The following is a 24,033-nucleotide window of genomic DNA, read 5'->3' as shown; positions in this document are numbered from 1 at the left end:
GGGTAAAAAAAATTTTAATTCATTTAAACCAACTTGGTTCTTTACCAGGAGTCCATTTTATATTGCAACCTAAAGAAGGCATCTGATTTGAAGGATAATAATTATCTTGATTCAAATCTTTTACAGCAGAGCGCAAATCTTTTCCAGAGAGAGGGATATTATTACCTAGTCTACTATCGTCTAATTGGCCATGATAAAACAATAAAAAATCACCATCTCCTTCATTTGAAAAAAGATAAAAATCTGGGGTGCAAGCCGCTTTTAATTCCTTAGCAAAATTTTGATTTTCATCATATAGATAAGGGAAACTCCATCCCTGTGATTGTGCTTGTAATCTCAAATTTTTAGGAGAATCTGAAGGATGAGTGACAATATCATTGCTAGAAATTGCAACTGTTTGAACTGTATTTTCAATTTCTTTACTTAAGGTGAAAATTTGATTCTCAATATATTTAACAAATGGGCAATGGGCACAAATAAACATTAAAAGTAAATGCCGATTATCTAGATTATGAGAATTAAAATATTCATTTTTTGAAGAATTAGCATTTAACATTTCGAAATTAGGTAATTGAAAGCCTAATTCCAAAACCATAGAATTTGTTCTTACCATGTTAAAGTTAAAAAATTCATTAATATTTGAAAATTATTGTATATTTTGCAGTAATCCGTAAAGATAGGTACTTTTATATAGGAGAATAATAGAAATAATAAACAAAATGCTTCTAAATCTAACTGGCAAAAAAATTCTTGTTACAGGAATTGCCAACAATCGTTCGATAGCATGGGGTATCGCTCAACAACTTTCAAAAGCTGGCGCAGAACTTGGAATAACATATTTGCCTGATGATAAGGGAAGATTCGAGTCTAAAGTTAGAGAACTAACTGAACCTTTAAACCCATCGTTATTTTTGCCTCTTGATGTTCAAAATCCAGTTCAAATTCAAGAAATCTTTAAAAATATAAAAGACAATTGGGGGCAAATTGATGGATTAGTTCACTGCCTAGCATTTGCAGGACGCGATGAATTGATTGGAGATTATAGTGCTACCACTTCAGAGGGTTTTGATAGGGCTCTTAATATAAGTGCTTATTCGTTAGCACCTTTATGTAAAGCAGCAAAACCACTTTTTAGTGATGGTGCTGGAGTTGTCTCATTAACTTATTTAGGATCAGAAAGGGCTATCCCTAACTATAACGTGATGGGAGTTGCTAAAGCAGCTTTAGAAGCTTCAGTAAGATATCTTTCTGCAGAACTTGGTCCCGAAAAACAAGTCAGAGTTAACGCAATAAGTGCTGGGCCTATAAGAACACTTGCGAGTTCTGCTATAGGTGGCATTTTAGATATGATTCACAATGTTGAAGAAAAGGCTCCTTTACGCAGAACAGTCACTCAAACAGAAGTAGGTAATACAGCTGCTTTTTTATTAAGTGATCTCTCTAGCGGCATTTCAGGCCAAACAATTTATGTTGATGCGGGTTACTGCATTAATGGAATGTAAACTAAGTTTTTTGCATAAAAATGTCATCTCTAAGGCAATCTGAAATAAAAAGAAAAACGAATGAAACAGATATTTCTGTATTTATAAACTTAGATGGAAATGGAATTTCTGAGATTGATACCGGGATACCATTCTTAGATCATATGCTTCATCAAATATCCAGTCATGGTTTGTTTGATTTAAAAATAAAAGCAATTGGAGATACCCATATTGATGATCATCATACAAATGAAGATGTAGGAATCGCATTAGGCAAAGCATTTTCAAAAGCCTTGGGAGAGAGAAAAGGAATAAGCAGATTTGGTCATTTCTTTGCCCCATTAGATGAAGCATTAGTTCAAGTCACTTTAGACTGCTCTGGTAGACCACATCTATCTTATGATCTTCAATTAAAAGCCCCTAGAATAGGAAATTATGATACTGAACTAGTAAGAGAATTTTTTATTGCCTTTGTAAATAACAGCGGTATTACTCTGCATATTAATCAAATACGAGGTAGTAATTCACATCACATAGTTGAAGCGTGCTTTAAAGCTTTTTCAAGAGCCATGAGAATGGCTACCGAAACAGATCTAAGAAGATCTGATTCGATTCCAAGCAGTAAAGGAATGTTAGAAAATCAATAAAATAGGAATTTTTTCGAATCAGCCACAATTCAGTTGATTTTTGGCGAAAATAGATAAAGTGATTATTTTGTTGTGACTAATTTACAAGATAAAAAAATTGATAAATTTAAAATTTTTAATAAAGAAGATTGGTCAAGTGCGTATCAAAATGTAGAAAAGGAGCTAACTAAAGCGCCTCTAAGAATTAGCAAAGGTAATAATATTAAAAATTTAAATGGAACATTATTAAGAAATGGACCAGGAATATTAGAGAGAGGTGGACAATGGGTTCATCATCCATTTGATGGTGATGGAATGATAACATCCATAAAATTCGAAAATGGTCAGCCATTCTTAACAAATAGATTTGTTAAAACTAAAGGCTATTTGGAAGAAGAAAAAATAAATAAATTTATTTATAGAGGTGTTTTTGGCACACAAAAAAATGGAGGAATTTTAAATAATGCATTAGATCTAAAATTCAAGAATATCGCTAATACTCATGTCATTAAATTAGGAGATGATATTCTTGCATTATGGGAAGCAGCCGGTCCACATGCAATGGATCCTGATAGTCTTGACACTATTGGTTTAACAACATTAAAAGGGGTACTCAAGCCTAACGAAGCATTCAGTGCTCATCCCAAAACAGACCTAAACTCAAATGCATCTTCAGAACTTTTAGTCACTTTTGGAGTACAAACCGGGCCAAAAAGTACCATTAGATTAATGGAATTTAATAATGCTGGTACAAATTCTGGAGAGCTCATTTTTGACAGAAAAGATACTTTTAATGGCTTTGCATTCCTTCATGATTTTGCAATTACAACTAATTGGGCAATATTTTTACAGAATGCTATTGATTTCAATCCTCTTCCATTTGTAATGGGTCAAAGAGGAGCAGCACAATGTCTAAAGTCAAACCCAAATAAAAAGGCAAAGTTTTTTATCATCCCCAGAGAAAGTGGATTATTTAGAGGTCAGCCACCGTTAACAATAGATGCTCCAGAAGGATTCGTTTTTCATCATGTAAATGCATTTGAAAAAGATTCCAAAATCGTATTAGATAGTATTTTTTATGATGATTTCCCATCAGTTGGTCCAGACGAGAATTTTAGGAATATTGACTTTGATAAATATCCAGAAGGAAAACTGAAAAGATCAATTATCGATCTAAAGAAAAAAACTAGTGAACTTGAAACTTTAAGTGAACAATGTTGTGAATTTGCTGTTGTTAATCCTAAAAACTTAGGATTAAAAGCAACTTTTAGTTGGATGGCAAGCACATCTCAAAAGCTGGGGAACGCTCCACTTCAAGCAATAAAAAAAATAAATTTAACTTCTAAGGAAGAGATTTCTTGGTCAGCAGGCCCAAGTGGATTCGTAAGTGAACCAATTATGGTTCCATCAGAAAACTCTTTAAAAGAAGATGAGGGATTTTTATTTATACTTCTATGGAACGGAGAAAGAAGAGGAAGCGATTTAGTGATATTAGACGCAAAAGACTTAAAAGAATTAGCTATTTATGAATTACCCATTTCAATTCCTCATGGCCTTCATGGATCTTGGGTTAATTGAATTTAAGAAAAAATTTCAATTAAATCTGGAATCATTTTTTTTAATGCTTTACCTCTATGACTACAAGAGTCTTTAATATCATTATTCATTTCTGCGAAAGTTAATCTGGTAGAACTCTCCTCAAAAATTGGGTCATACCCAAAACCACCTTTCCCTCTCGGGTTTAAAATAATATTGCCATGACATTTGGCCTCAGATTCAATAATCACTTCACCATTTGGGGAACAAACACAAATATTAGCAATAAAGAAAGCTCTTCTATTTTGAACTCCATCAAGTTCTTTTAAAACTCTCTCAATTCTTTTTTTATCATTTTCTGCATATCTTGATGAGTAAATACCTGGTTTTCCGCCTAATGCTTCAATACAAATTCCAGAATCATCTGCTATTGAGAAATTATTTGTTTTTCTGGAAACTTCACTAGCTTTTTTAATTGCATTATCTCTAAATGTCAAACCATCCTCTTCAACTTCTAATGTTTCTGGTTGAAGTAATAATTGACAATTAACTATTGCAAGCAATTTCTTATATTCTTCAATTTTTCCATTATTCTTACTTGCTAAATATAAATTTTTCATAATTATTTTCTCGCCAAATTTATAAATTTTTGGCCCCACTCTAATAACTCACCTAGATAAGATTCTTTTGGTGCCTCACAATACAACCTTAAAAGAGGTTCAGTTCCTGAAAACCTAAAAAGAAGCCAAAAACTTTTATTGATTCTCAACTTTATTCCATCAATCTTTGAGATATTAATTATCTTGTGATTATTAATCTTCTCAGGAATATTATTTATTATAAATTCTTGAACATAAGTTTTTTCTGTCTGATTTGGGAACTTAATATCAATTCTTTTATAGAAACTTGGTCCAAAATCTTTTTGGATTTCATCTAAAGTTTCACATAAATATTGAGATTTTTTAGCAATTCCATTTAGTAAAATCATTGCTGCATATAAAGCATCTCTTTCAGGCATAAAGTCACCAAAACCAACTCCTCCAGATTCCTCTCCTCCAATAAATATTTTCTCTTTAATCATTTTTTCTGCAATATATTTAAAGCCAACTGGCAGTTCAAAAACATCTCTATTTTGACTTTCTGAAATATTTTTAATAACATCTGAACCACTAACTGTCTTTAAAACTGGATAAGGATTATCTTTAATTTCTCCCAAATAGCTAATGAAGTATGGGATTAAATCTTGCGTACTACAATATCGCCCTTTTTCATCAATTACCGCAATTCTATCACCATCTCCATCAAAAATAATTCCTAAAGTTTTAACTTCATTGTTTGAATTTTTAATAAGTATTTGATTTAAATCATCTAAATAATTTAATAGAGGTTCAGGAGGTTTTCCGCCAAAAAAAGGATCAGAATCTTTTCTGATTTCTGAAACTACTTCTGAATCATTAAAAGCAAAAATCTCAGCCATGCAATTTGCAGCCGCACCATGCATAGAATCCACAAAAATTCGTATTTTCTTTTTTTTCAGTTCTTTCGCAATATATTCAATATCAAAAAGAGATTTAATTTTATCCAAATGAAACTTCTTAATATCTGCCTGCTCATATGAACCCTCTATTTTGTCAATTGAATTACCAAGCATTAATCTTTTTTCAATTTCACTTGTAAAAGATTCATCAACAGAACATCCATTAAAGCTCTTTATTTTAAGACCTAGCCAATTATATGGATTATGACTTGCTGTAATTACTAATGCTCCTAAACAACCCATTTCTTTAGCATAGAAACTACAAGAGGGTGTAGTAACAAAGCTATTAGATAAGATCGGCTCAAAACCACAACCTTTTACAAAAGGAACTATTTGCTTTGCAAATTCACTTGCCATAAATCTACGATCATATCCAATTAAAATTTTCTTTGAATTAACTGCTGTATAGTATTGATAATGCAATTCCTGGCATGCAGCCACAACAACTCTTGAAAGATTGGAAAGATTAAAATCAAATCCAATTATTCCTCTCCACCCATCAGTTCCAAATTTTATTTTATCTAATGTGTCACCTGGCAAATTTAAGAGTTCCTTGATTTATATTAATTATCTATATTAATTTATATGAGTAAAATTTAAAACACCTTTAAAAAAAATTTGAATACTATTTATTTAAAAAGTTTTATAAGATGTAAAAGAAAAGCATGGCTAGATTTCAAGGGTAATAAATCTTATGAAGTTTGGTCTCCGCATAAAGCCATATATAAAATTAAACAGTATCAAATTTTCTCTGAATTATGTAATGGTGAAATATATACAGGATTAAAAGCCTGCGAAAGGGGTTCTCAGGGTGTGATTGGATTAAAAATCAAAGGGAATTTCTTCCAAAATATTAACGCTGAAATACATCCTCAATTACTTTTAAAGACTAAAGGTATAAGCAAATGGGGATCATATAAATATTTACCTGCTGTTTATAGATTAGGCCACAAAACCACTAAAGAACATTTATTCGACTTAACTTTTAGTTCTATTCTATTAGGGACTTTTCAAGAATCTAAAATTGAAAAAGGATTAGTAATTTCAAGTTATGGTAATAAAGTAAATGTCGAAGAGGTTTATTTTAATAAAAAATTAATAAATAAAGTTTTAAATGTTTTATTAAGTTTGCATGAATCCTTGGAGGGATTTATTCCAGAAATAACTCACGATAGAAAAAAATGTACTATTTGTTCATGGCAAAATTTCTGTGACAAAGAGGCAAAAGAAAATGGATATCTAACAGATATAGATGGAATAGGATCTAAAACGGCCTCATTACTCAAAACAAATGGGATATCTAATACTCAAAAATTAGCGTCATATAACGAAAAAGAACTTGGAGATAAATTATCAATATTTAACGAACAAAAGCATGAAAAAGCGTCGAAATTTATAAAACAAGCACAAGCATATATTTATGGAGAAACATTTTGCATTTCTAATAATAATTATTCTGACGATCTTTTAGAAAAAACAGCTTCAGGATTTTATGTCTTTGATATTGAGTCAAATCCAGACGATAAGCATGATTTTTTATATGGATTTTTAAAAGTAAATAATTTACTTCAAAAGAAAGAAGAACTTATTTATGAACCTATTTTAAATCTCAAAAACAATAAAGAGGAATCTTACAGGCAAATTATTAAAATACTTTTTTCACAAAAGGAATGGCCAGTCTTACATTATGGAGAGACTGAAAAAATAGCAATAATTAATATTGCTAAAAACCTAAATTTTAGTTTTGAAGAAATTGATTCACTTACCTCAAGATTTATAGACTTACATACCTTAATAAGAAAGTCTTGGATATTACCGCTAAAAAACTATGGCTTAAAAACCGTTTCTAATTGGCTTGGATTTGAATGGGTGCAGAAAAATGTAAGTGGATCGAAAGCCCTTTACTGGTGGATTCAATATCAAATTACAGAAAACGAAATATTTTTAAAAAAAATTATCCAATATAACAAAGATGATTGTTTGGCTACTCTAAAAATTGCAGAATATTTAACCAAAAATCAATCAAAGAAAAATTGATCCTACAGATTTATTTATAATAATTTTTCCTATAATTTCTGAATAAAAATAACTTCCTTCTTCTAAATATTTTCTTTTTATCATTGCTAAGCCTTTTATTTGAGAATCTGATTTAAAAATACTAGTGATTTTGCCTACAGAAATATCTTTGGCAGAATTTATGTATAAATTTTTATCTTCAACGTCTAAATTCAAATTAGATTCAAATGATTTCCAAATTCTTATTTCCTGTTTTAAAGAAGAAACATTTTTTATTTTTGACATTGTTTCTTGTCCTAAATAGCAACCTTTATTAAAATCAATAAGATCTTTTAATCCCAGCTCAAGAGGATTATTTTTTCCGTCTATTTCCATGTCTAAAGAGGGTATTGCCTGATTAACCTTCCAAAGTTTTAAATCATTGGAATTCAGTAAATTTAGTTTATTTTTATATATTTCAAATTCTTTATCTTCTGTTTTAAAGAAAATAGGCTGGCAAGTTCTCCATGATCTAGATTCATCAATTTCCTGAATTCTATTTATCAAGAAAGGTTCACTTAAAAGTACATCATCCGCTGGAAAAATAATTTGATTAAAATAATCAATTATTTCATGAGTGTTACCCGCCAAGATAATGACTTCTAAGTTTCTTTCTAAAAAAATAATTTCAATTAATGACCTCAGAACTCCATTTGGCGTTAACCAACAAGTTTTGATAACTTTATTTTCTGAATTTAGAATATTACCAGTTGTTATTCCATTCAAAAATTTTCTGGCATCTTTTCCAGTAATAGAAAAACAATCAAATTTTTCAAGCCAAAACTTTTTTTTTATATCTTGCATTTTGAGATAATTATAAAAAGTCTTTGATTTCAAAAAGACTCTTTAATTTAACATTTTCATCGTTAAGGGCTTCACATCCCCCTTCTTGCCTATCAACTATAGACAAAACTTCCTCAACAACATAATTATTTTCTCGTAACTTTTTTATAGCTTTTATTACTGAACCAGCAGTTGTAACAACATCCTCTAAGACAGTTACCAAAGATCCTTCTTCTAATATAGGCCCCTCTATTCCAGCTTTGGTACCGTATTTTTTAATTTCTTTGCGAATGATCAAACCATTAAAGTCTATACCTTGAGAAGCTGCTTTGACGATTAATCCACTTACAAGGGGATCTGCACCTAATGTCAATCCTGCTACAGCTTTTGACCTTGAGTCCTTTAACTCGAAAAATAAATCACTTATTAAGTTTAGGCCTTCGCCATTTAGTGACACCGGTTTACAGTTCAAGTAATGAATGCTTTTTTTTCCTGAAGATAAAGTGAAGTTTCCTTTCTTATAAGATTTTTCAATTAACTGTTTTAACAATTTTGCTTTATTTAAATCATACTTTTCCGAAAAATTGCCCATTAGTAAAAGTTAAATTTATATTTAAAGATTAGAAGAAAAAAAAGAAATCTCACAAAAACTTCCTAATGAGGTGTTTTTTGAAATATTATTTTTATATTGTATATTTAAATTCAATGTAATTAAAATTACACAAACTCCCTTGGGGGTGTAGCAATCTGGTGAATGCACCAAACTCATAATTTGGCTAAGGCGAGTTCGATCCTCGCCACCCCCATTATTCATTTGTCATTGAATGAAAATAACTCTACTTTTATTCCTTTTATTTTTTCCAGCTTTTTTCGCAGCGAGTGAACTCTCTTTTTTATTAATAAGGCCAAGTAAAGTTTTAAGGTTAATAGAAGAAAAAAAGAAAGGAGCATTTTCAATTTTAAAAATTCAAAAACGCTTTAGATCTTCCTTAATTGCTTCTCAATTTGGAGTAACAATTTCATTAATTGCAATTGGATGGCTCAGCAATAACCTGGCTAATGATTATTGGAAAAGCAATGTTTTGTCAAATAGATTTTATGATCTTCTATTATTTTTATTTGTTGTTTTAGTTGTTACACTTGTTTCTGGACTAATTCCTAAAGCCCTAGTAATTAACAATCCAGAATCTGCTGCATTAAGGTTAACCACAATATTCGATGCCGTTAGAAAAGGTATGAATCCTATAGTTAGGATAATAGAATTCTTTGCTAGCGCCTGTTTAGGCTTTTTCAATTTAAATAACAAATGGGATTCTTTAAATTCGGGTTTATCCGCAGGAGAATTAGAAACTCTTATAGAAACAGATAATGTAACAGGTTTAAAACCAGATGAGAAGAATATTCTTGAAGGAGTTTTTGCTTTAAAAGATACACAGGTTAAAGAAGTAATGATTCCAAGATCTGAAATGGTAACTTTGCCAAAAAACATAACCTTTTCAGAACTTATGAAACAAGTAGATAAAACTCGCCATGCGCGCTTCTTTGTGATTGGTGAGTCTTTAGATGATGTATTAGGTGTATTAGATTTGCGTTATTTAGCTAAGCCAATCTCAAAGGGTGAAATGGAAGCCGATACATTATTGGAGCCCTTCCTTTTACCAGTGACAAAAATAATAGAAACATGTTCATTAGCTGAAATATTACCAGTAGTAAGAGACTACAATCCTTTCTTACTAGTAGTTGATGAACACGGTGGAACAGAGGGACTCATAACTGCAGCTGATCTAAATGGCGAAATAGTTGGAGAGGAAATGCTCAACAATAGAATTTATTCAGATATGAGAATGTTAGATAATTTATCCAAAAAATGGTCAATAGCTGGAAAATCAGAAATTATAGATATCAATAAAAAGTTAGGATGTTCTATTCCAGAAGGTGCAGACTACCATACCCTTGCTGGATTTCTGCTAGAAAAATTTCAAATGGTTCCACAAATTGGTGACGTTTTAGATTTTAATAACATTAAATTTGAAGTTATTTCTATGTCAGGTCCAAAAATTGATCGTGTTAAAATAAATCTTTCCTAAAGCTAAATGTTGCTCACTATAGAGGATAATGATAATTAATATATGGATTTAAAATAATGAAACCAACCTCATCACCCGTAAAGGTTGGAGTTATAGGTATAGGGAATATGGGTTGGCATCATGCTCGAGTACTTAGTTTACTTAAAGATGCAAATCTCGTTGGAGTTGCAGATCCAAATGAAGATAGAGGCAAATTAGCCATTGAGCAATTTCAATGTGAATGGTTTAAAGACTATAAAGACTTGATTCCTAAAGTTGATGCTATATGTATCGCTGTCCCAACACTACTACATCAAAAAGTCGGACTAGATTGTCTTAAGGGAGGTACCAACGTACTCATTGAAAAACCAATTGCAGCTAACGAGTCAGAAGCAAAATCATTAATAGAAGCCGCTAATGAAAGTAATTGTCTCTTACAAGTTGGGCATATTGAAAGATTTAATCCCGCTTTTAGAGAGCTAAATAAAATAGTTCACAATGAAGAAATAGTTGTTTTAGAGGCAAGGAGGCATAGTCCTAACGCAGATAGAGCAAATGATGTATCAGTAGTAATGGATTTAATGATTCATGACATTGATCTTGTTTTAGAGCTAGTAAACTCAAAAATACAAAAATTAGCAGCTGTTGGAGGTAGAAATAGTGAAGGCTTAATAGATTATGTCAATGCTACTCTAGTTTTTAAAAATAATGTCATTGCAAGCTTAACTGCGAGCAAAATGAGTCACAAAAAAATTAGAAGTTTAAGTGCTCACTGTCAAAATGGGCTAGTAGAAACAGATTTCTTAAATCACTCTCTACAAATCCATAGAAAATCTCATGAATCATATACAGCCGAGCATGGCGAATTAGTTTATAGGAATGATGGGTATGTCGAAGAAGTTAGCACAACTTCCATTGAGCCTCTTTATGCAGAATTAGAGCATTTTCTGAAATGCGTTCAAGGCAAAGAAACTCCTGAAGTAGATGGTGAGCAAGCCTCAAGAGCTTTAAAAATAGCTGATTTTATAGAATGTGCTGTAGAAAATTCTGGAGATGCGATTTTACTTGAAAATCCCTTCTAAGGCTAACTATCTAAACGAAAATAATTTTATTTAAATCCAACTGCAGCTTGCCAAACAAATACCAATAAAAAGAAAAATAAAGGTATTAGTGGAAGAACATCAACAGTTGGAGCAAAAGCCTTGTAAGCCTCAGGCAATTCAGCGAATGTATTAAATAGAATGAGCACCTTTTTAATAATTTAATTAATTATGATAAGACGTTACCACGTATGGTGAGCAATAGAGGATGTTTTCCAAGGAGCGAAATCAATTGTAAAACAATTATCTTTAATTGCAGTAGAAATAGCATTGGTGAATCTTATTAAATGAGCGATATTATGCAAACTTATTAGGGTGAGTCCTAATATCTCATCATTTCTAATTAAATGATGCAAATATGCACGAGAATAGGACTTACAGGTTTCGCATTTGCAAGTTTTGTCAATCGGAGAAAAGTCATTTTTAAATCGAGCATTTCGCAAATTAAATCTTTCATCATTAAAAAATGCAGTCCCGTGTCTTCCAAGTCTTGTAGGCAAAACACAGTCAAATATATCGAATCCTTTAGCAACAGCTAAAGAAATTTCTCTTAGAGAGCCAATTCCCATTAAATATCTTGGTTTATTTATTGGTAAGAATTTAGGGACATAATTAATTACACTATGTATGTCTTCGATTGCCTCTCCAACACTTACACCTCCTACCGCTATTCCAGGAAGATCAAAAGAACTTGTAAATTTTGCACTATATTCTCTTAATCTCGGATACTTACCACCTTGAACTATTCCGAATAATGCTTGATTTGATTTTTGATGAGTCTGAACACATTTTTGTAACCATGCATGAGTTCTTTGTAAGGATTCCTCAACATCATTTTCGCTAGCTGTGTGCGGTGGACAATGATCAAAAGCCATCGCAACATCCGAGCCAAGATCCATTTGAATCTGCATTACTTTTTCAGGTGATAAAAATACATGACTACCATCTCTTGGATTTCTAAATTCCACACCTTTATCGGAAATATTATTTAATTTGGCCAAACTAAAAACTTGATATCCACCTGAATCAGTCAGAATAGGCTTAGGCCAATTCATGAATTTATGTATTCCACCAAATTCTTTAACTAGTTTTTCTCCAGGTTGTAGATGAAGATGGAAGGTATTTGAGAGAATCATTTCTGATCCTGTAGAGGTTAACTGCTTAGATGAAATTCCTTTAACCGTTGCCAAAGTACCTACAGGCATAAATCTCGGAGTGTTTACCTGACCATTTGGAGTATGAAATATACCAGTTCTTGCCTCTGTATTACTACAATTCGATGAAATTTTAAATTCGAACACGATAAATTATAAGATTTTAATCCTTTTCTATTAATCTACCCTATTATTTAATATTGAATCTTATTTTAATCTTATCAAAAAATATTTAATAAAAAATTTGGCTGGATCTTGGATTTTCTACACGACATTTCCAAAGATACCTTTAATTAATCCCGAATTTAAAAATATTGCACAATTTGCGCCGCCTTTAGGATTTTTTATTGGAATAATACAGAGTTATATTTTTATTTTTTTAAGATCAAACTCTTGGTCCATTTATGCATCTACATTAATTTGTTTAGCTTCAGGATATTTAATTACTGGTGGTCTGCATATCGATGGTTTAATGGATACTTTCGATGGTATTTTTGCTGGCAAAAAGAAACGTTTAAAAGCTATGAAAGACAGTAAAGTTGGTTCATTTGGGGTTCAATCTTTAGTTTTTATAACTTTAATTCAGATTGCTTGCATACTCAAAATTAAAACCCAAATAATTTTTGTTTTGCCAATATGCTTATTTTGGGGAAGATTTTCAAATTTATTTTTTATAGAAAAATTTAAATATAAGAGTTATAAGAAAAAATCTATTAGTCATAAAAAGTTTTGGAATGGATTCAAAAGAGAATCTTTGATTTCCATCATTTTTCTTTCAATTTTCATAGCATGTCAATTAGTTTCAATTACATCCCAAGCAATATTAATTAAATTTTTATTTCTTATTTTGATTGGCATTTTTTTAAGTTATTCTATTCCAAACATGCTAGGGAATAAAATTGGAGGATTCAATGGAGATGCTTGCGGTGCGAGTGTTGTACTTGTCGAAACTGTAATGTTATTTATGAATGCAATTCTTTTATAGGAAGTTCTAAATAGAAAATATTTCTCTTCTTAAGATTTTTTAATTCCTCATCATGATTAATTGAGGAATTTTCAATCAACTTCAAGTCTCCCCCAATTTGCTGTGCTAATTGTCTTGCTAAAAAAAGTCCTACTCCAGTGCCGTCCTTTTTCTTAGCCGCAGATCCTCTAAAGCCTTTTTGAAAAATTTTCTCATTTTCATTTTTAGTTATTTTTTTGCCATTATCAAAGATGCCCAAACCTTTACTCGTAATTGTGAGTCCAATCTCAGCATCTTTATGGGCGTATTTAAACGCATTTTCTAATAAATTTGCCGCAATTTCAGCTATTACAGCATATTTTGCCTTTAATGGCGATAAAGTCCAATCCGGCCAAAAAGAAGGTTCAGCCCAATCTCTATTCTCTAATTTCGCATTAGCTTTCCCCCTTTCTAAAATTGGCCTCAATAAACTCTGAACAGTTATTTCCTTTTTATTATCTAAATTTGGTGGTAATAATAATCTTTCTTCTCCAATTTCTAGAGGAAATTGGATAGGTGAATTTAATTGAGCAAAAGAGTCAACGTATTGATTAATTTGTTGTTGCTCTATTATCATACGTTCGACTAATTGAATAGAGTCATCATCTGAACCAAGTCTTTTTATTAGTAATTTTGCATATGTCCTAAGAGCAGCCAATGGATTCCTCAATTGATGGATTATCACATTGACCTGATTTTTTAAATAATTTATTTCTTCATTTTTATTTTGACGTTCTAATTCGATAGAAACGCATTTAGCTAAAGATATTGAAAGCGCTTTTAATCTAGTATCAAGAGAGACTGGCCAATCCCCCCCTGTCAAATCAGTTTCTACCCTAAGGACACCAAGCAGAATATCGTTTTCTTGAAGCGGATACCATCTTCTATTTGGAGAAGAAAATTTTAGTGAAGGATCATCTTCCATTGATATTAGAAGCCTATCCTTTTTTGGCCATTGACCAATCATTTCAAATGATGCTTTAGTTCCATGCTTAGCTGAAGCAAGATACATAACTAAATGAGTCACTCCCATTGAGCAATCAAAACTCTCTAGCTGTTTTATGACTAGTTCTTCAAATTTTTTAGAGAGGTTCATCATAAATGAAATTTTGAGTAATTTTTAGAAAAAATTTCAAAAGGGCTTGAAAAATATGAAAAAAGTATTAAGATATATAAAGAGGTCTGACTTAAGCCAGCCTTAAATATGAACATTTAATCATATTTTAAGCTACATCAGGGGTTGATGGGTCCTCTATGTAATTTGAAGTGAATCAAAAATCACAGATATAAGATTAGTAAAAATAAACAAGACTAATCTCTTTAATAATTTCAGGAGTCCCGATCAATGTCAAAAAAAAGAAAAAGAATCAGCAGAAGAAGATTAGCTGGCCAAAGAGTAATGGCACATGTACCTATTTATCATATCGAAACTGGTAAACATAAACCAGTTACGGCAGCAAGAAGATTCATAGCTGAAAATGGTCTATCTGCTCCTTCAGTTTTCAACGTTCGCAGAAATGAACATACCACTGATAGGTTTTTTTGGGGTGAAAAAGGTTTATTTAGCGCTCAGTATGCTGAAGAAAATCATTTTTTGTTTCCATCATTAAAATTCGTAGTTGAAGGAATAGGTGAAGAAAAAATATTTGAAGGTCTAGAACTTACTGCAGATGATTGGGAAGAGATTGAAGAATACGAATATGCTTTCGTTTAAAAAATTTTACTTATATTTGAACTTATCAAATTAATTAAATTTAAATCAATTTGATGGAATCCATCGAATTCTAAAAATTCGCAAAATTCAGAAGACTTAGTTTTTACCTTTTCAAAAATAATCCTAGAAGCATCTATAGGCACAACGTCATCAAATAAACCATGACTAATAATCAATGGTGGGGGATTTTCTCCTGGGGCCCATTTTGGGTGAGGATAACCACTACAAGCGACAATTAATCCAAAATTTAATTTAAATCCTGCATCTATTGCCATTGCTGCTCCCTGAGAGAAACCCAACAAAATTGTTTTTTTAAGTGAAATCTGATCAGTATCAAATTTTTTTAATGTAACTAAAAGTTTATTTACCTCAATCTGAGCTCCATTCCAATCATGTGGATATAATCCATACCACTGTCTTCCCTGACCACTTGGGTGTAATCCAGGAGCTCTCAATGAAATTACCTCGAAATCAAAATTTATTTTATCTATAATCTCCTTTCCAAGAGTTAAAAGATCATCTGCATCTGCTCCCCAACCATGTATCAAAATAATTCTATGAGTTGCAGTTTGAGAGCTAATCGAGACAAATTCATGATTGATATCGTATTTCATGTGTATATTCTTAAGTAAGTAAACTTTCCCATAATGTCACCATTAGCCTTAGTAAGTGTCTCTGATAAAAAAAATATAATCCCATTTTGCAAAGAATTGGTTGAACAGTTTAATTATAAAATTCTATCAAGTGGAGGAACTGCCAAACATCTAGAGGAGGCAAAAATTCCAGTTATTAAAGTTACAGATTTTACTAATTCTCCAGAGATCCTTGGAGGAAGAGTTAAAACTTTACATCCAAAAATACACGGAGGAATATTAGCTAAGAGAAATGATGAAGAACATAAAAAAGATATAGAAGCTAACGATCTTGAATTAATTGACTTGGTAGTTGTTAATTTATATCCTTTCAAAAAAACTGTTGAACAAGGATCTAAGTGGGATAATGCTATTGAAAATATTGATATCGGAGGGCCATCAATGATTCGTTCTGCAGCTAAAAATCATAAAGACGTTTCAGTTTTAGTAGATCCTAGTCAATATCAAGAATTTCTCGAAGAAAGAAATAAAGGGAGATTAAATCAATCATATAAAGCAAAATTAGCCTTTGAAGCTTTTCAACATACAGCTGACTATGACACTGCAATATCTAATTGGATCAGTAAAGAAAGAGATTTACAGTCTTCGCAATATCTTGAATCTTATCCACTAATCAAAACCTTAAGATACGGGGAAAATCCTCATCAAAAAGCTTTTTGGTATGGTTTAAGTAATATTGGATGGAACTCAGCAGATCAACTACAAGGTAAGGATTTAAGTTATAACAATTTATTAGATCTTGAATCTGCACTCTCAACAGTTTTGGAATTTGGCTACGAAGAAAAAGATATTCTTACCAAAAACAAATACGCCTCTGTAATTTTAAAACACAATAATCCTTGCGGTGCCTCTATAAGTAATTCCTCGTCTCAAGCATTTTTAAATGCTCTAGAATGCGACCCAGTTAGTGCATTTGGAGGAATAGTTGCTTTTAATTCAAATGTTGATAGTGAAACCGCAATTAACCTCAAAGATATTTTCTTAGAGTGTGTAGTCGCTCCATCGTTTGATGAAGAAGCTTTAGAAATTTTAAAAATCAAAAAGAATTTAAGAGTTTTAAGATTATCAAACGATAAACTTCCAAAGAAGAACCAAACTTCTACTAAATCAATAATGGGAGGATTACTAGTTCAAGAAACTGACGATAGTAAAGATAAAACTGACAGTTGGATTTCAGTCACGAAAAAGAGTCCGACTAGTCAAATGAATTTAGATCTAAATTTTGCATGGAAAATTTGTAAACATGTAAAATCAAATGCCATTGTTATAGCAAAAGACCAAAAAACTATTGGAATTGGAGCTGGACAAATGAATAGAGTTGGATCTGCAAAAATTGCATTAAAAGCAGCTAAAGCATTAGCTTCTGAAGCTGTTTTGGCCAGCGATGGCTTTTTCCCATTTGCAGACACAGTAGAAATTGCAAATGATTATGGAATAAAAGCTATTATCCAGCCAGGAGGAAGTTTAAGAGACCAAGAAAGTATTGATATGTGTAATTCAAAAGGAATATCAATGTTATTTACACAAAAAAGGCATTTTTTGCATTGATTTATGATGATTTTGGATAATATGTAATCTTGTTAGTCTTCCTAAATAAAGAAAGCCTTCCAGGACCTGCGCATAGAAAATATAGAGAAATAGCACCATATATAAAGGACAATTCAAATGCATAGTTGTGAGCTTCCACTACTGCAAGAGGAAAGCCTTCAAGTCCGGTATCGAGGAAATGAAAATAAACCGCAAATGCCATTGTGGAGAATAGTCCAAAAGAAGAAAGCCTTGCAAAAATTCCTAAAGCCAATCCTACAGGGCAAACTAATTGAGTAATAGCTGCTCCAAAAGTCCAAATAACAGGATCGCCTGGCAAAAATGGGAAATACTTACCAACTACAAACTCTGCAAAACCCTGCGGATCTTGAAGTTTCTCTAGGCCGTGATGAATCATCAAAGCACAGAAACCGATCCGTAAAATAAAAATTGATAGTTCTCCAAGGATATTTACTTCTGACCCGGACGATGAATTAGCAACTACAACTTCAACCTTTTGGGGAGCTTTAGTTCTTTTCATGCTGGCTGTTTGAACCTGATTAGTTTGTGTTTTGTCTTCCATACTTCAAAATTTTTTAATTATTCTAGTTAATAAAGTAGATCTTTTGGAAAAATATGATTAATAAATTAAAAAAACTAAGCAAATTTATAGATAACATTGCAAATTCAGGAAGCAATATTAATCAACTTTTCTATAACATCCGCGACAACCTTATCAGGTGTAGATGCACCTGATGTGATTCCAACATTAATATTTCCACTAGGTAAAAAATTATTTTCCAGTTCCAAATCTGATCCTAGTGGTTTATGTAATATTGAGTTTTCTTCAACAGATATCCTTTCTGGCGTATCTATGTGAAAAGAAGAAATATTCTTAGTAATTGCTATTTCTTGTAAATGAGTAGTATTTGAAGAATTGAAGCCTCCTATAACGACAAGAATATCAAGGTCTTCATCAACCAAAGAAAACATAGCCTCTTGTCTTTCTTCAGTCGCATCACAAATTGTATTAAACGCTAAAAAGTGACTATTTAGTTTTTCTGGTCCGAATTTTTTTAACATCGTTCTTTCAAAAATCTTTCCAATTTCTTCGGTCTCGCTTTTAAGCATAGTTGTCTGGTTAGCAACTCCCACTCTATCTAAATCTTTATCGGGGTCAAATCCATCAGAACAAGCTTTAGCAAATTTGTTAATAAACTCATTTCTGTTTCCTCCGCCCATGATATATTCAGATACATAATTTGCTTCTTCTAAATCAAGTACAACTAAATACTTACCTGCAAATGAGCTTGTAGCAAGCGTCTCTTCATGCTTAAATTTTCCATGAATTATGGATGTGAAAACATGTTTTTTATGTTTCTCAACAGTATGCCAAACTTTAGAAACCCAAGGACAAGTTGTATCTATAATATGGCATCCTTTCTCATGAAGGAGTTTCATTTCTTGAACAGTAGCACCAAAAGCAGGCAATATAACTACATCCCCTTTAGAAACTAATGAGAAATCCTTAATTCCATTTTTAGCTGAAATGAACTTTACATTCATTTTTCTCAAATGATCATTAACTGAAGGGTTATGAATTATTTCGTTTGTAATCCAAATATTCTCATTAGGGTAATGTCTTCTAGTTTCATAAGCCATTGCTACAGCTCTTTCAACTCCCCAACAAAAACCAAAGGCTTTGGCCAATTTAATTTTTAGTCTACCTTTAGTGTAGGTAAAATCATTATCTCTTATAGAACTTATCAAATCACTTTGATAAGCTTCTTCTAAAGCTTGAGCTCTTTTTGTTGGAGAATCGAAACCCCTTCGATTATATCTGGCAGAATGATGAAGGGATCTTCTAAAGGCTTGAGTATCCATTTTAAGATATTACAACATTTTAAATAATTTTTAGTAAAAAAAAAGAAACCTGACATAAGTCAGGTTTCTAAAAATCAGTTTAAGTTAGATTATTTAGCAGATGCAAAGTCTGGATATGCTTCCATTCCATGCTCTCCTATATCTAGACCTTGAGTCTCTTCCTCTTCAGATACACGAATTCCTCCGAATAATCCTCCGATAACAGACCAAGCGATCCAACAAGTAACAAGAGTCCAGATAGCGTAGGCTGCTGCACCAAGTGCTTGAATAAGAAGTGGCTCAATACCACCACCATTAAACAAACCAATACCTGCTCCATCGCCTTGAACACTTGTTCCCCATAAACCAATAACAACGGTACCCCATACACCACAAACTCCGTGAACAGAGAATGCGCCTACAGGATCATCGATCTCAGCGGCATCAAGAGCTGCAACAGAGAATACAACGATAATACCGCCAACAAGTCCAGCAAACCAAGCGCCTACAAGAGTCATGTCACCACAACCTGCAGTAATACTTACCAAACCAGCAAGAATACCATTAATGATCATTGTAAGATCAGGCTTTCCTGAAGTTAAAGTGGAAACAATAGTTGCTCCAATAGCACCAGCTGCAGCTGCAAGAGTAGTTGTTACTGCAACATAGGGAACCCATTCATCCATAGCAAGTTGAGAACCAGGATTAAATCCATACCAACCTATCCATAGAACTAAAGCTCCTAATGTAGCAATAGCCATATTATGGCCAGGCATGGCTTGTGGTTTTCCGTCAGAGTATTTACCGATTCTTGGCCCAAGAAGCATAGCTCCTACTAAACCTGCCCAAGCTCCAACTGAGTGAACAATTGAAGAACCAGCAAAATCAATAAATCCAAGTTCTGAGAGCCAACCACCATTCCATTGCCAACTTCCAGCAATAGGATAAATGAATGCTGTTAAAACAATTGCAAAAACAACAAATTCACCAAATTTAACTCTTTCAGCAACAAGTCCTGAAACAATTGTTGCTGCAGTTCCTGCGAAAGCAGACTGGAATAAGAAGTCTACAGTTGGAACTAATGCCCCATCAGTAACCATATCCGCAGTTACAGTCGGATCAAAAAATAGGCCTCCAAAATATAGCCATCCGCCAGCTACGCTATCTCCATACATAAGCTTATAACCGATAACCCAATATGCGGTTACAGCTAAAGCAAATACGAATAGGTTTTTAGCAAGGATGTTTACTGCGTTCTTAGAACGGCACATACCTGCCTCAACCATAGCGAAACCAGCGTTCATAAAGATCACTAGGATAGTAGCGATCAAAAGCCATAAATTGTTAGCAAGAAAAGCTGCATTCAACTCAGGTAAATCAGCTGCGTGAGCTGAAAGATTAAAAATACCTAAACCAAACAAAGCTAAAGGAACAGTTGCAAGCCACAACATGGAGCGGTTTGAACTAAATCCTCGAATGCTCCTCAAAAGGAGCATAGGTCCATTAACAAGACTTGCATCTTGTAATCTGGACCTAGAGCGCCTTTGAGGCGTTTGCAAAGCAGTGGTCATAAAAAAAAATTAGATCTGCAAAAAAACAGTTTTTGCTGTTTCCTTTCATATTCAATTTTGCTCAAAAAACTTATTAGTGTCTAGTAGTCGTTGCTACCAATTTTATAGTTGCATCCTAAAATTATATTTGTTAAATTAAAAAATTTTTTTTATAAATATCAAAGTATCAATTTTTTAATTTATTTTAAAGGTTTAATTCCATTCCATGTTACGTGGTCTTTGTGAAATTCAAACGAGCATGGGATTGGTATCATTCCTGCACTAAAAGATTCTCTAAAAAGATTGCCATATAAGGGATCTGCATCATCTCCAGGTGAAAAGAAACAAGCGTCTTTTCTCGTAATACAAAGTACTAAAATGCTTTTACTTTCAGGAATTAATTCCTTTAATTCTATAAGGTGTTTTTGGCCTCTTTTCGTTACTGTATCTGGGAATAGAGCTACATTTCCTTTCATCCAGGTCGTATTTTTAACCTCTATGTAAATGTTACGTTTATCAGGATTTGAAGATTTTGGAGTTAAAAAAAAGTCAATTCTGCTTTTTTTATCTTTTCCATAAGGTACTTCAGATTTAATTGTCTCTATTTCTCCAATTATTTCGTTTAACAAATTTTTCTCAATAACCTTTTTGATCAACTTATTTGCGAATAGAGTATTAATTCCAACCCAAACCTCCTCATTTTTTGCATCTACAACACATATCTGTTCCCAAGTAAAAGGTAATTTTCTTTTAGGAGAAGGGGAAACACTTATTCTTACTTTTGCTCCCTCGGTCAAAAGTCCTTTCATTGGTCCTGTATTAGCACAATGAGCAGTAACTACCTCTCCAGTTTCTAATTCAATATCAGCAAGAAACCTTTTATATCTATTAATTAAAACCCCTTCAATTAATGAATCAAATTCAATTATCCGATCATTCATAAAATATGTCGTTATTTAAAAATCAAATATAATTGAAACTTAATCTTATTGAAAAATTTTTGATAAAGCCAAATGCATTCATTTTTTAAAAATAATGTTTTTTCAATTTCATTTGGTACTAGTCTTAGTAAATTAGCGGGATGTATAAGACAAATATTTATAGCTGCTGCTTTTGGGGTTGGGGTAACTTACGACGCATTTAATTATGCCTATATAATCCCTGGTTTTTTGCTAATAATTATTGGAGGAATTAATGGCCCTTTACATAATGCAGTAGTAGCAGTTTTAACTCCTCTTAACAAAAAAAGTGGAGGGATTGTTCTTACTCAAGTAAGCATAAAACTTTCAATAGTATTATGCAGTTTAGCTATATTGATTTACTTTAATTCCAATTTATTAATTGATTTATTAGCCCCCAATTTAAGTTACGAAGCTAAATCTATTGCCACTTACCAATTAAGAATACTTACACCTTGTATACCATTATCTGGCTTTATAGGTTTAAGCTTTGGCGCCTTAAATTCCCAAAGAAAATTCTTTTTATCAAGTATCAGCCCAGCAATAACAAGCATAACTACAATTCTTTTTATTCTATTTAGTTGGATATTCAACCAAGAAAATTCATCTTCAAATTTCCTCACTTATTCGGGATTACTAGCTTTTGCAACTTTGACAGGAACTTTTATTCAGTTTGTTGTTCAAATATGGGAAATAAATAAAATCGGTCTCTTGAGATTAGAGTCAACTTTCCAATTGTTTAAAGATGAAGAGAGAAGAATTTTCAAACTAATTTTTCCAGCATCTATCTCATCAGGTCTAAGTCAAATTAATGTTTTTATTGATATGTTTTTTGCTTCCAGTTTTCAAGGAGCAGCATCTGGACTAGCTTACGGAAATTTTCTTATACAAGCCCCATTAGGCATATTATCCAACTCTTTAATTCTGCCATTACTTCCAAAATTTTCTAAATTAAGAAGTTATAAAGACTCCAGAGGATTCCAAAAAAAATTAATCTCTGGAATAGAGCACTGTTTCTTGACAACTATTTTTTTAACTGGATTTTTCATAACCTTCAACAACCAAATTGTTCAATTAATGTTTCAAAGAGGAGTCTTTGATTATTCAGCTACCTTAAAAGTGAAGAATATATTAATTGCTTATGGATTTGGCATACCTTTTTATCTTTACAGAGATTTATTAGTAAGAACTTACTATTCAATAGAAAAAACAAAATTTCCTTTTAAGTTGTCATTTGCAGGGATAATATTTAACATCTTTTTTGATTGGTTTTTAATTGGTGCACCAATTAAGAACTTTGGAAATCTTTCACCATATAATTTTGGAGTTGTAGGAATAATCTTATCTTCAGTAATAGTAAACTTTATAGTTTGTATTTTGCTTTCTTTAAATCTGCGAAATGAAGATATCCATTTGCCTAACTTAGATTTATTGAAAAAAATTACTCTGATGTCATTAGCATCATTTTTAGATAGTACACTTTGTTTGACTATTTTCAAAACTAAGAATTCCTTTAATTCAGATTTTGGAGGATTTTTATTATTAATATTTGGATCTCTAACTTTTTTTGTAATTTATTTTTTACTTACAAAATGTTTGCACGTAAATAATTTTAAAATTTATCAAAAAAAGATTTAGTTATTAAAAAAACTTTCCAAAATCTCCTCTAATTCAAGAATTTGTGCGGAAGTTATGAAATTAATAAGTGGAATACTTTTAAGTCCATCTCCTACTTTTACATTAATTGCTTTCAAACTTATTTTTGCAGCCTCTAATGTGCCTTGATCTTTATTGCTTATACATTCAATAGCAAGATTTCTAGCTAGGCCAGCATCTCCAAGATATAAATTCCACTTTTCTATTTTTATATAAACCTTTTCTGAAATACTATTTTCTAGATCACTTATGCTTATCTGAGAGTCCATAAATAAAAATTGATTTAAGTTGATTGTTTTTCTAAATCTCTGGGTTTTTTTATAATTACAAAAAGTAAGTGGGAAGCTAAAATAATTGACCAGAAAATAGCAAAATTATTAAAAAAAGCTATTTCATATTTAATTTCTTTTAAAAGCCAAGTACCACTTACAACCGAAGTGAATATCATGCAGTGAATCACAAAATTTACTATTCGAGAAAAATGCTTGTATGTCGGATCTTCTAAATCGCCGTTTCCGTACCACTTTATGGGCATATTAATAATTAAATTGTTAATAATAGATATTTTACCTGAAATCTAGTTGACTAAGATACCCTGAAACAGAGATATTACAAATTATGCGCCTGTAGCTCAGTGGATTAGAGCACCTGACTACGGATCAGGGTGTCGGGAGTTCGAATCTCTCCAGGCGCGTTTAAAATTATGAAATATTCTTTTTATATTTTTCTAATAAATATCGTCTATATTAGTTAGTATTACTTATCAAATT

25 protein-coding genes and 2 tRNA genes are annotated in these 24,033 nt (G+C 31.9%); 12 read left to right on the top strand and 15 right to left on the bottom strand.

Going from position 1 to position 24,033, the window contains the following annotated elements:
- Nucleotides 1-19: 19 nt before the first annotated feature.
- Nucleotides 20-613: a thioredoxin family protein gene (locus tag EU96_RS00280; RefSeq protein ID WP_032527574.1), complete on the bottom strand. Its 594-nt coding sequence runs from the start codon at nucleotides 611-613 to the stop codon at nucleotides 20-22.
- Between the two features lie 106 nt (nucleotides 614-719).
- Between EU96_RS00280 and fabI the strand changes: the two genes are divergently transcribed.
- From fabI to EU96_RS00295, 3 genes are all read left to right on the top strand, one after another.
- Nucleotides 720-1,502, top strand: coding sequence for an enoyl-ACP reductase FabI (gene fabI, locus EU96_RS00285; RefSeq protein ID WP_032527573.1), 783 nt, complete (start codon nucleotides 720-722; stop codon nucleotides 1,500-1,502).
- Nucleotides 1,503-1,522: 20 nt separating this feature from the next.
- Nucleotides 1,523-2,128: an imidazoleglycerol-phosphate dehydratase HisB gene (hisB, locus tag EU96_RS00290; RefSeq protein WP_032527572.1), complete on the top strand. Its 606-nt coding sequence runs from the start codon at nucleotides 1,523-1,525 to the stop codon at nucleotides 2,126-2,128.
- Between the two features lie 72 nt (nucleotides 2,129-2,200).
- Nucleotides 2,201-3,685, top strand: a complete 1,485-nt coding sequence (locus EU96_RS00295) for a carotenoid oxygenase family protein (protein WP_032527571.1) — start codon at nucleotides 2,201-2,203, stop codon at nucleotides 3,683-3,685.
- 2 nt (nucleotides 3,686-3,687) lie between these two features.
- Here EU96_RS00295 and rdgB read toward each other — a convergent pair whose 3' ends face one another.
- Together rdgB and EU96_RS00305 are read right to left on the bottom strand one after the other, a co-directional pair.
- Nucleotides 3,688-4,263 carry an RdgB/HAM1 family non-canonical purine NTP pyrophosphatase gene (gene rdgB, locus EU96_RS00300; protein WP_032527613.1) on the bottom strand — a complete coding sequence of 192 codons (576 nt, stop codon included), beginning with the start codon at nucleotides 4,261-4,263 and terminating at the stop codon, nucleotides 3,688-3,690.
- A gap of 2 nt (nucleotides 4,264-4,265) precedes the next feature.
- Entirely contained in the window at nucleotides 4,266-5,720 is a 1,455-nt protein-coding gene (locus EU96_RS00305) for a phosphoglucomutase/phosphomannomutase family protein (protein WP_032527570.1), read from the bottom strand.
- A gap of 78 nt (nucleotides 5,721-5,798) precedes the next feature.
- Between EU96_RS00305 and EU96_RS00310 the strand changes: the two genes are divergently transcribed.
- Complete coding sequence (locus EU96_RS00310) at nucleotides 5,799-7,217, top strand: TM0106 family RecB-like putative nuclease (protein ID WP_032527569.1); 1,419 nt, start codon at nucleotides 5,799-5,801, stop codon at nucleotides 7,215-7,217.
- Here EU96_RS00310 and ygfZ read toward each other — a convergent pair.
- Together ygfZ and pyrE are read right to left on the bottom strand one after the other, a co-directional pair.
- On the bottom strand, nucleotides 7,203-8,039 hold the full coding sequence (gene ygfZ / locus EU96_RS00315; protein WP_032527612.1) for a CAF17-like 4Fe-4S cluster assembly/insertion protein YgfZ: 837 nt from the start codon (nucleotides 8,037-8,039) through the stop codon (nucleotides 7,203-7,205). The two genes, EU96_RS00310 and ygfZ, sit on opposite strands and share 15 nt — an antisense overlap.
- Nucleotides 8,040-8,049: 10 nt before the next feature.
- On the bottom strand, nucleotides 8,050-8,610 hold the full coding sequence (gene pyrE / locus EU96_RS00320) for an orotate phosphoribosyltransferase (RefSeq protein WP_032527568.1): 561 nt from the start codon (nucleotides 8,608-8,610) through the stop codon (nucleotides 8,050-8,052).
- Nucleotides 8,611-8,751: 141 nt separating this feature from the next.
- Between pyrE and EU96_RS0109545 the strand changes: the two genes are divergently transcribed.
- From EU96_RS0109545 to EU96_RS00330, 3 genes are all read left to right on the top strand, one after another.
- A tRNA-Ile gene (locus tag EU96_RS0109545) sits at nucleotides 8,752-8,824 on the top strand.
- A gap of 18 nt (nucleotides 8,825-8,842) precedes the next feature.
- Nucleotides 8,843-10,105, top strand: coding sequence for a hemolysin family protein (locus EU96_RS00325; RefSeq protein ID WP_032527566.1), 1,263 nt, complete (start codon nucleotides 8,843-8,845; stop codon nucleotides 10,103-10,105).
- A gap of 56 nt (nucleotides 10,106-10,161) precedes the next feature.
- Complete coding sequence (locus EU96_RS00330; protein ID WP_032527564.1) at nucleotides 10,162-11,166, top strand: Gfo/Idh/MocA family protein; 1,005 nt, start codon at nucleotides 10,162-10,164, stop codon at nucleotides 11,164-11,166.
- Between the two features lie 26 nt (nucleotides 11,167-11,192).
- On the opposite strand, the gene EU96_RS00335 is transcribed toward EU96_RS00330, so the two are convergent.
- Together EU96_RS00335 and tgt are read right to left on the bottom strand one after the other, a co-directional pair.
- Entirely contained in the window at nucleotides 11,193-11,333 is a 141-nt protein-coding gene (locus EU96_RS00335; RefSeq protein ID WP_011375837.1) for a photosystem II reaction center protein K, read from the bottom strand.
- 33 nt (nucleotides 11,334-11,366) lie between these two features.
- On the bottom strand, nucleotides 11,367-12,485 hold the full coding sequence (tgt, locus tag EU96_RS00340; protein WP_032527562.1) for a tRNA guanosine(34) transglycosylase Tgt: 1,119 nt from the start codon (nucleotides 12,483-12,485) through the stop codon (nucleotides 11,367-11,369).
- A 97-nt stretch (nucleotides 12,486-12,582) separates the two neighbouring features.
- Here tgt and EU96_RS00345 point away from each other — a divergent pair, with 97 nt between their 5' ends.
- On the top strand, nucleotides 12,583-13,323 hold the full coding sequence (locus tag EU96_RS00345) for an adenosylcobinamide-GDP ribazoletransferase (RefSeq protein WP_032527561.1): 741 nt from the start codon (nucleotides 12,583-12,585) through the stop codon (nucleotides 13,321-13,323).
- On the opposite strand, the gene EU96_RS00350 is transcribed toward EU96_RS00345, so the two are convergent.
- On the bottom strand, nucleotides 13,301-14,437 hold the full coding sequence (locus EU96_RS00350; protein WP_032527560.1) for a sensor histidine kinase: 1,137 nt from the start codon (nucleotides 14,435-14,437) through the stop codon (nucleotides 13,301-13,303). The genes EU96_RS00345 and EU96_RS00350 overlap by 23 nt on opposite strands.
- Nucleotides 14,438-14,686: 249 nt before the next feature.
- On the opposite strand from EU96_RS00350, the gene EU96_RS00355 reads away from it, so the two are divergent.
- The gene (locus EU96_RS00355) at nucleotides 14,687-15,055 is read left to right on the top strand and encodes a DUF3155 domain-containing protein (RefSeq protein WP_011375833.1); all 369 of its coding nucleotides are present in this window, start codon (nucleotides 14,687-14,689) and stop codon (nucleotides 15,053-15,055) included.
- Here EU96_RS00355 and EU96_RS00360 read toward each other — a convergent pair.
- Nucleotides 15,052-15,669, bottom strand: coding sequence for an alpha/beta hydrolase (locus EU96_RS00360; protein WP_032527559.1), 618 nt, complete (start codon nucleotides 15,667-15,669; stop codon nucleotides 15,052-15,054). The genes EU96_RS00355 and EU96_RS00360 overlap by 4 nt on opposite strands.
- Before the next feature lie 33 nt (nucleotides 15,670-15,702).
- On the opposite strand from EU96_RS00360, the gene purH reads away from it, so the two are divergent.
- A complete protein-coding gene (gene purH / locus EU96_RS00365; protein ID WP_032527558.1) occupies nucleotides 15,703-17,256 on the top strand; it encodes a bifunctional phosphoribosylaminoimidazolecarboxamide formyltransferase/IMP cyclohydrolase in 1,554 nt (517 codons plus the stop codon).
- A 1-nt stretch (nucleotide 17,257) separates the two neighbouring features.
- Here the strand turns inward: purH and EU96_RS00370 are convergent, their stop codons facing one another.
- The 4 genes from EU96_RS00370 to sfsA form a co-directional block, all read right to left on the bottom strand.
- Entirely contained in the window at nucleotides 17,258-17,818 is a 561-nt protein-coding gene (locus tag EU96_RS00370) for a DoxX family protein (protein ID WP_032527557.1), read from the bottom strand.
- Nucleotides 17,819-17,922: 104 nt separating this feature from the next.
- Nucleotides 17,923-19,119 (bottom strand): 4-hydroxy-3-methylbut-2-enyl diphosphate reductase, encoded by a 1,197-nt coding sequence (locus EU96_RS00375; protein WP_032527556.1) that lies wholly within the window; start codon nucleotides 19,117-19,119, stop codon nucleotides 17,923-17,925.
- 89 nt (nucleotides 19,120-19,208) lie between these two features.
- Complete coding sequence (locus EU96_RS00380) at nucleotides 19,209-20,669, bottom strand: ammonium transporter (protein ID WP_032527555.1); 1,461 nt, start codon at nucleotides 20,667-20,669, stop codon at nucleotides 19,209-19,211.
- A gap of 179 nt (nucleotides 20,670-20,848) precedes the next feature.
- Nucleotides 20,849-21,589 (bottom strand): DNA/RNA nuclease SfsA, encoded by a 741-nt coding sequence (gene sfsA, locus EU96_RS00385; protein WP_032527554.1) that lies wholly within the window; start codon nucleotides 21,587-21,589, stop codon nucleotides 20,849-20,851.
- A 72-nt stretch (nucleotides 21,590-21,661) separates the two neighbouring features.
- On the opposite strand from sfsA, the gene murJ reads away from it, so the two are divergent.
- The gene (gene murJ / locus EU96_RS00390) at nucleotides 21,662-23,245 is read left to right on the top strand and encodes a murein biosynthesis integral membrane protein MurJ (protein ID WP_032527553.1); all 1,584 of its coding nucleotides are present in this window, start codon (nucleotides 21,662-21,664) and stop codon (nucleotides 23,243-23,245) included.
- Here murJ and EU96_RS00395 read toward each other — a convergent pair.
- Entirely contained in the window at nucleotides 23,242-23,532 is a 291-nt protein-coding gene (locus EU96_RS00395) for a DUF3181 family protein (protein ID WP_032527552.1), read from the bottom strand. The two genes, murJ and EU96_RS00395, sit on opposite strands and share 4 nt — an antisense overlap.
- 14 nt (nucleotides 23,533-23,546) lie before the next feature.
- Nucleotides 23,547-23,798: a hypothetical protein gene (locus EU96_RS00400; protein ID WP_032527550.1), complete on the bottom strand. Its 252-nt coding sequence runs from the start codon at nucleotides 23,796-23,798 to the stop codon at nucleotides 23,547-23,549.
- 85 nt (nucleotides 23,799-23,883) lie between these two features.
- Here EU96_RS00400 and EU96_RS00405 point away from each other — a divergent pair.
- Nucleotides 23,884-23,957, top strand: a tRNA-Arg gene (locus EU96_RS00405).
- The last annotated feature ends 76 nt before the right edge of the window (nucleotides 23,958-24,033 follow it).

Origin of the sequence: Prochlorococcus marinus str. MIT 9302 (genome assembly GCF_000759975.1) — a bacterium.
GTDB lineage: Bacteria > Cyanobacteriota > Cyanobacteriia > PCC-6307 > Cyanobiaceae > Prochlorococcus_A > Prochlorococcus_A marinus_M.
This window is presented reverse-complemented; position numbering and strand designations above follow the sequence as displayed.

Excerpts from the sequence above, each read along its gene's own strand:
- murJ (WP_032527553.1), top strand. The coding sequence starts at position 21,662 with ATGCATTCATTTTTTAAAAATAATGTTTTTTCAATTTCATTTGGTACT.
- EU96_RS00400 (WP_032527550.1), bottom strand. The coding sequence starts at position 23,798 with ATGCCCATAAAGTGGTACGGAAACGGCGATTTAGAAGATCCGACATAC.
- EU96_RS00360 (WP_032527559.1), bottom strand. The coding sequence starts at position 15,669 with ATGAAATACGATATCAATCATGAATTTGTCTCGATTAGCTCTCAAACT.
- purH (WP_032527558.1), top strand. The coding sequence starts at position 15,703 with ATGTCACCATTAGCCTTAGTAAGTGTCTCTGATAAAAAAAATATAATC.
- EU96_RS00370 (WP_032527557.1), bottom strand. The coding sequence starts at position 17,818 with ATGGAAGACAAAACACAAACTAATCAGGTTCAAACAGCCAGCATGAAA.
- EU96_RS00380 (WP_032527555.1), bottom strand. The coding sequence starts at position 20,669 with ATGACCACTGCTTTGCAAACGCCTCAAAGGCGCTCTAGGTCCAGATTA.
- EU96_RS00330 (WP_032527564.1), top strand. The coding sequence starts at position 10,162 with ATGAAACCAACCTCATCACCCGTAAAGGTTGGAGTTATAGGTATAGGG.
- EU96_RS00375 (WP_032527556.1), bottom strand. The coding sequence starts at position 19,119 with ATGGATACTCAAGCCTTTAGAAGATCCCTTCATCATTCTGCCAGATAT.
- pyrE (WP_032527568.1), bottom strand. The coding sequence starts at position 8,610 with ATGGGCAATTTTTCGGAAAAGTATGATTTAAATAAAGCAAAATTGTTA.
- hisB (WP_032527572.1), top strand. The coding sequence starts at position 1,523 with ATGTCATCTCTAAGGCAATCTGAAATAAAAAGAAAAACGAATGAAACA.
- EU96_RS00325 (WP_032527566.1), top strand. The coding sequence starts at position 8,843 with ATGAAAATAACTCTACTTTTATTCCTTTTATTTTTTCCAGCTTTTTTC.
- EU96_RS00355 (WP_011375833.1), top strand. The coding sequence starts at position 14,687 with ATGTCAAAAAAAAGAAAAAGAATCAGCAGAAGAAGATTAGCTGGCCAA.
- EU96_RS00280 (WP_032527574.1), bottom strand. The coding sequence starts at position 613 with ATGGTAAGAACAAATTCTATGGTTTTGGAATTAGGCTTTCAATTACCT.
- EU96_RS00395 (WP_032527552.1), bottom strand. The coding sequence starts at position 23,532 with ATGGACTCTCAGATAAGCATAAGTGATCTAGAAAATAGTATTTCAGAA.
- sfsA (WP_032527554.1), bottom strand. The coding sequence starts at position 21,589 with ATGAATGATCGGATAATTGAATTTGATTCATTAATTGAAGGGGTTTTA.
- EU96_RS00350 (WP_032527560.1), bottom strand. The coding sequence starts at position 14,437 with ATGAACCTCTCTAAAAAATTTGAAGAACTAGTCATAAAACAGCTAGAG.
- ygfZ (WP_032527612.1), bottom strand. The coding sequence starts at position 8,039 with ATGCAAGATATAAAAAAAAAGTTTTGGCTTGAAAAATTTGATTGTTTT.
- rdgB (WP_032527613.1), bottom strand. The coding sequence starts at position 4,263 with ATGAAAAATTTATATTTAGCAAGTAAGAATAATGGAAAAATTGAAGAA.
- fabI (WP_032527573.1), top strand. The coding sequence starts at position 720 with ATGCTTCTAAATCTAACTGGCAAAAAAATTCTTGTTACAGGAATTGCC.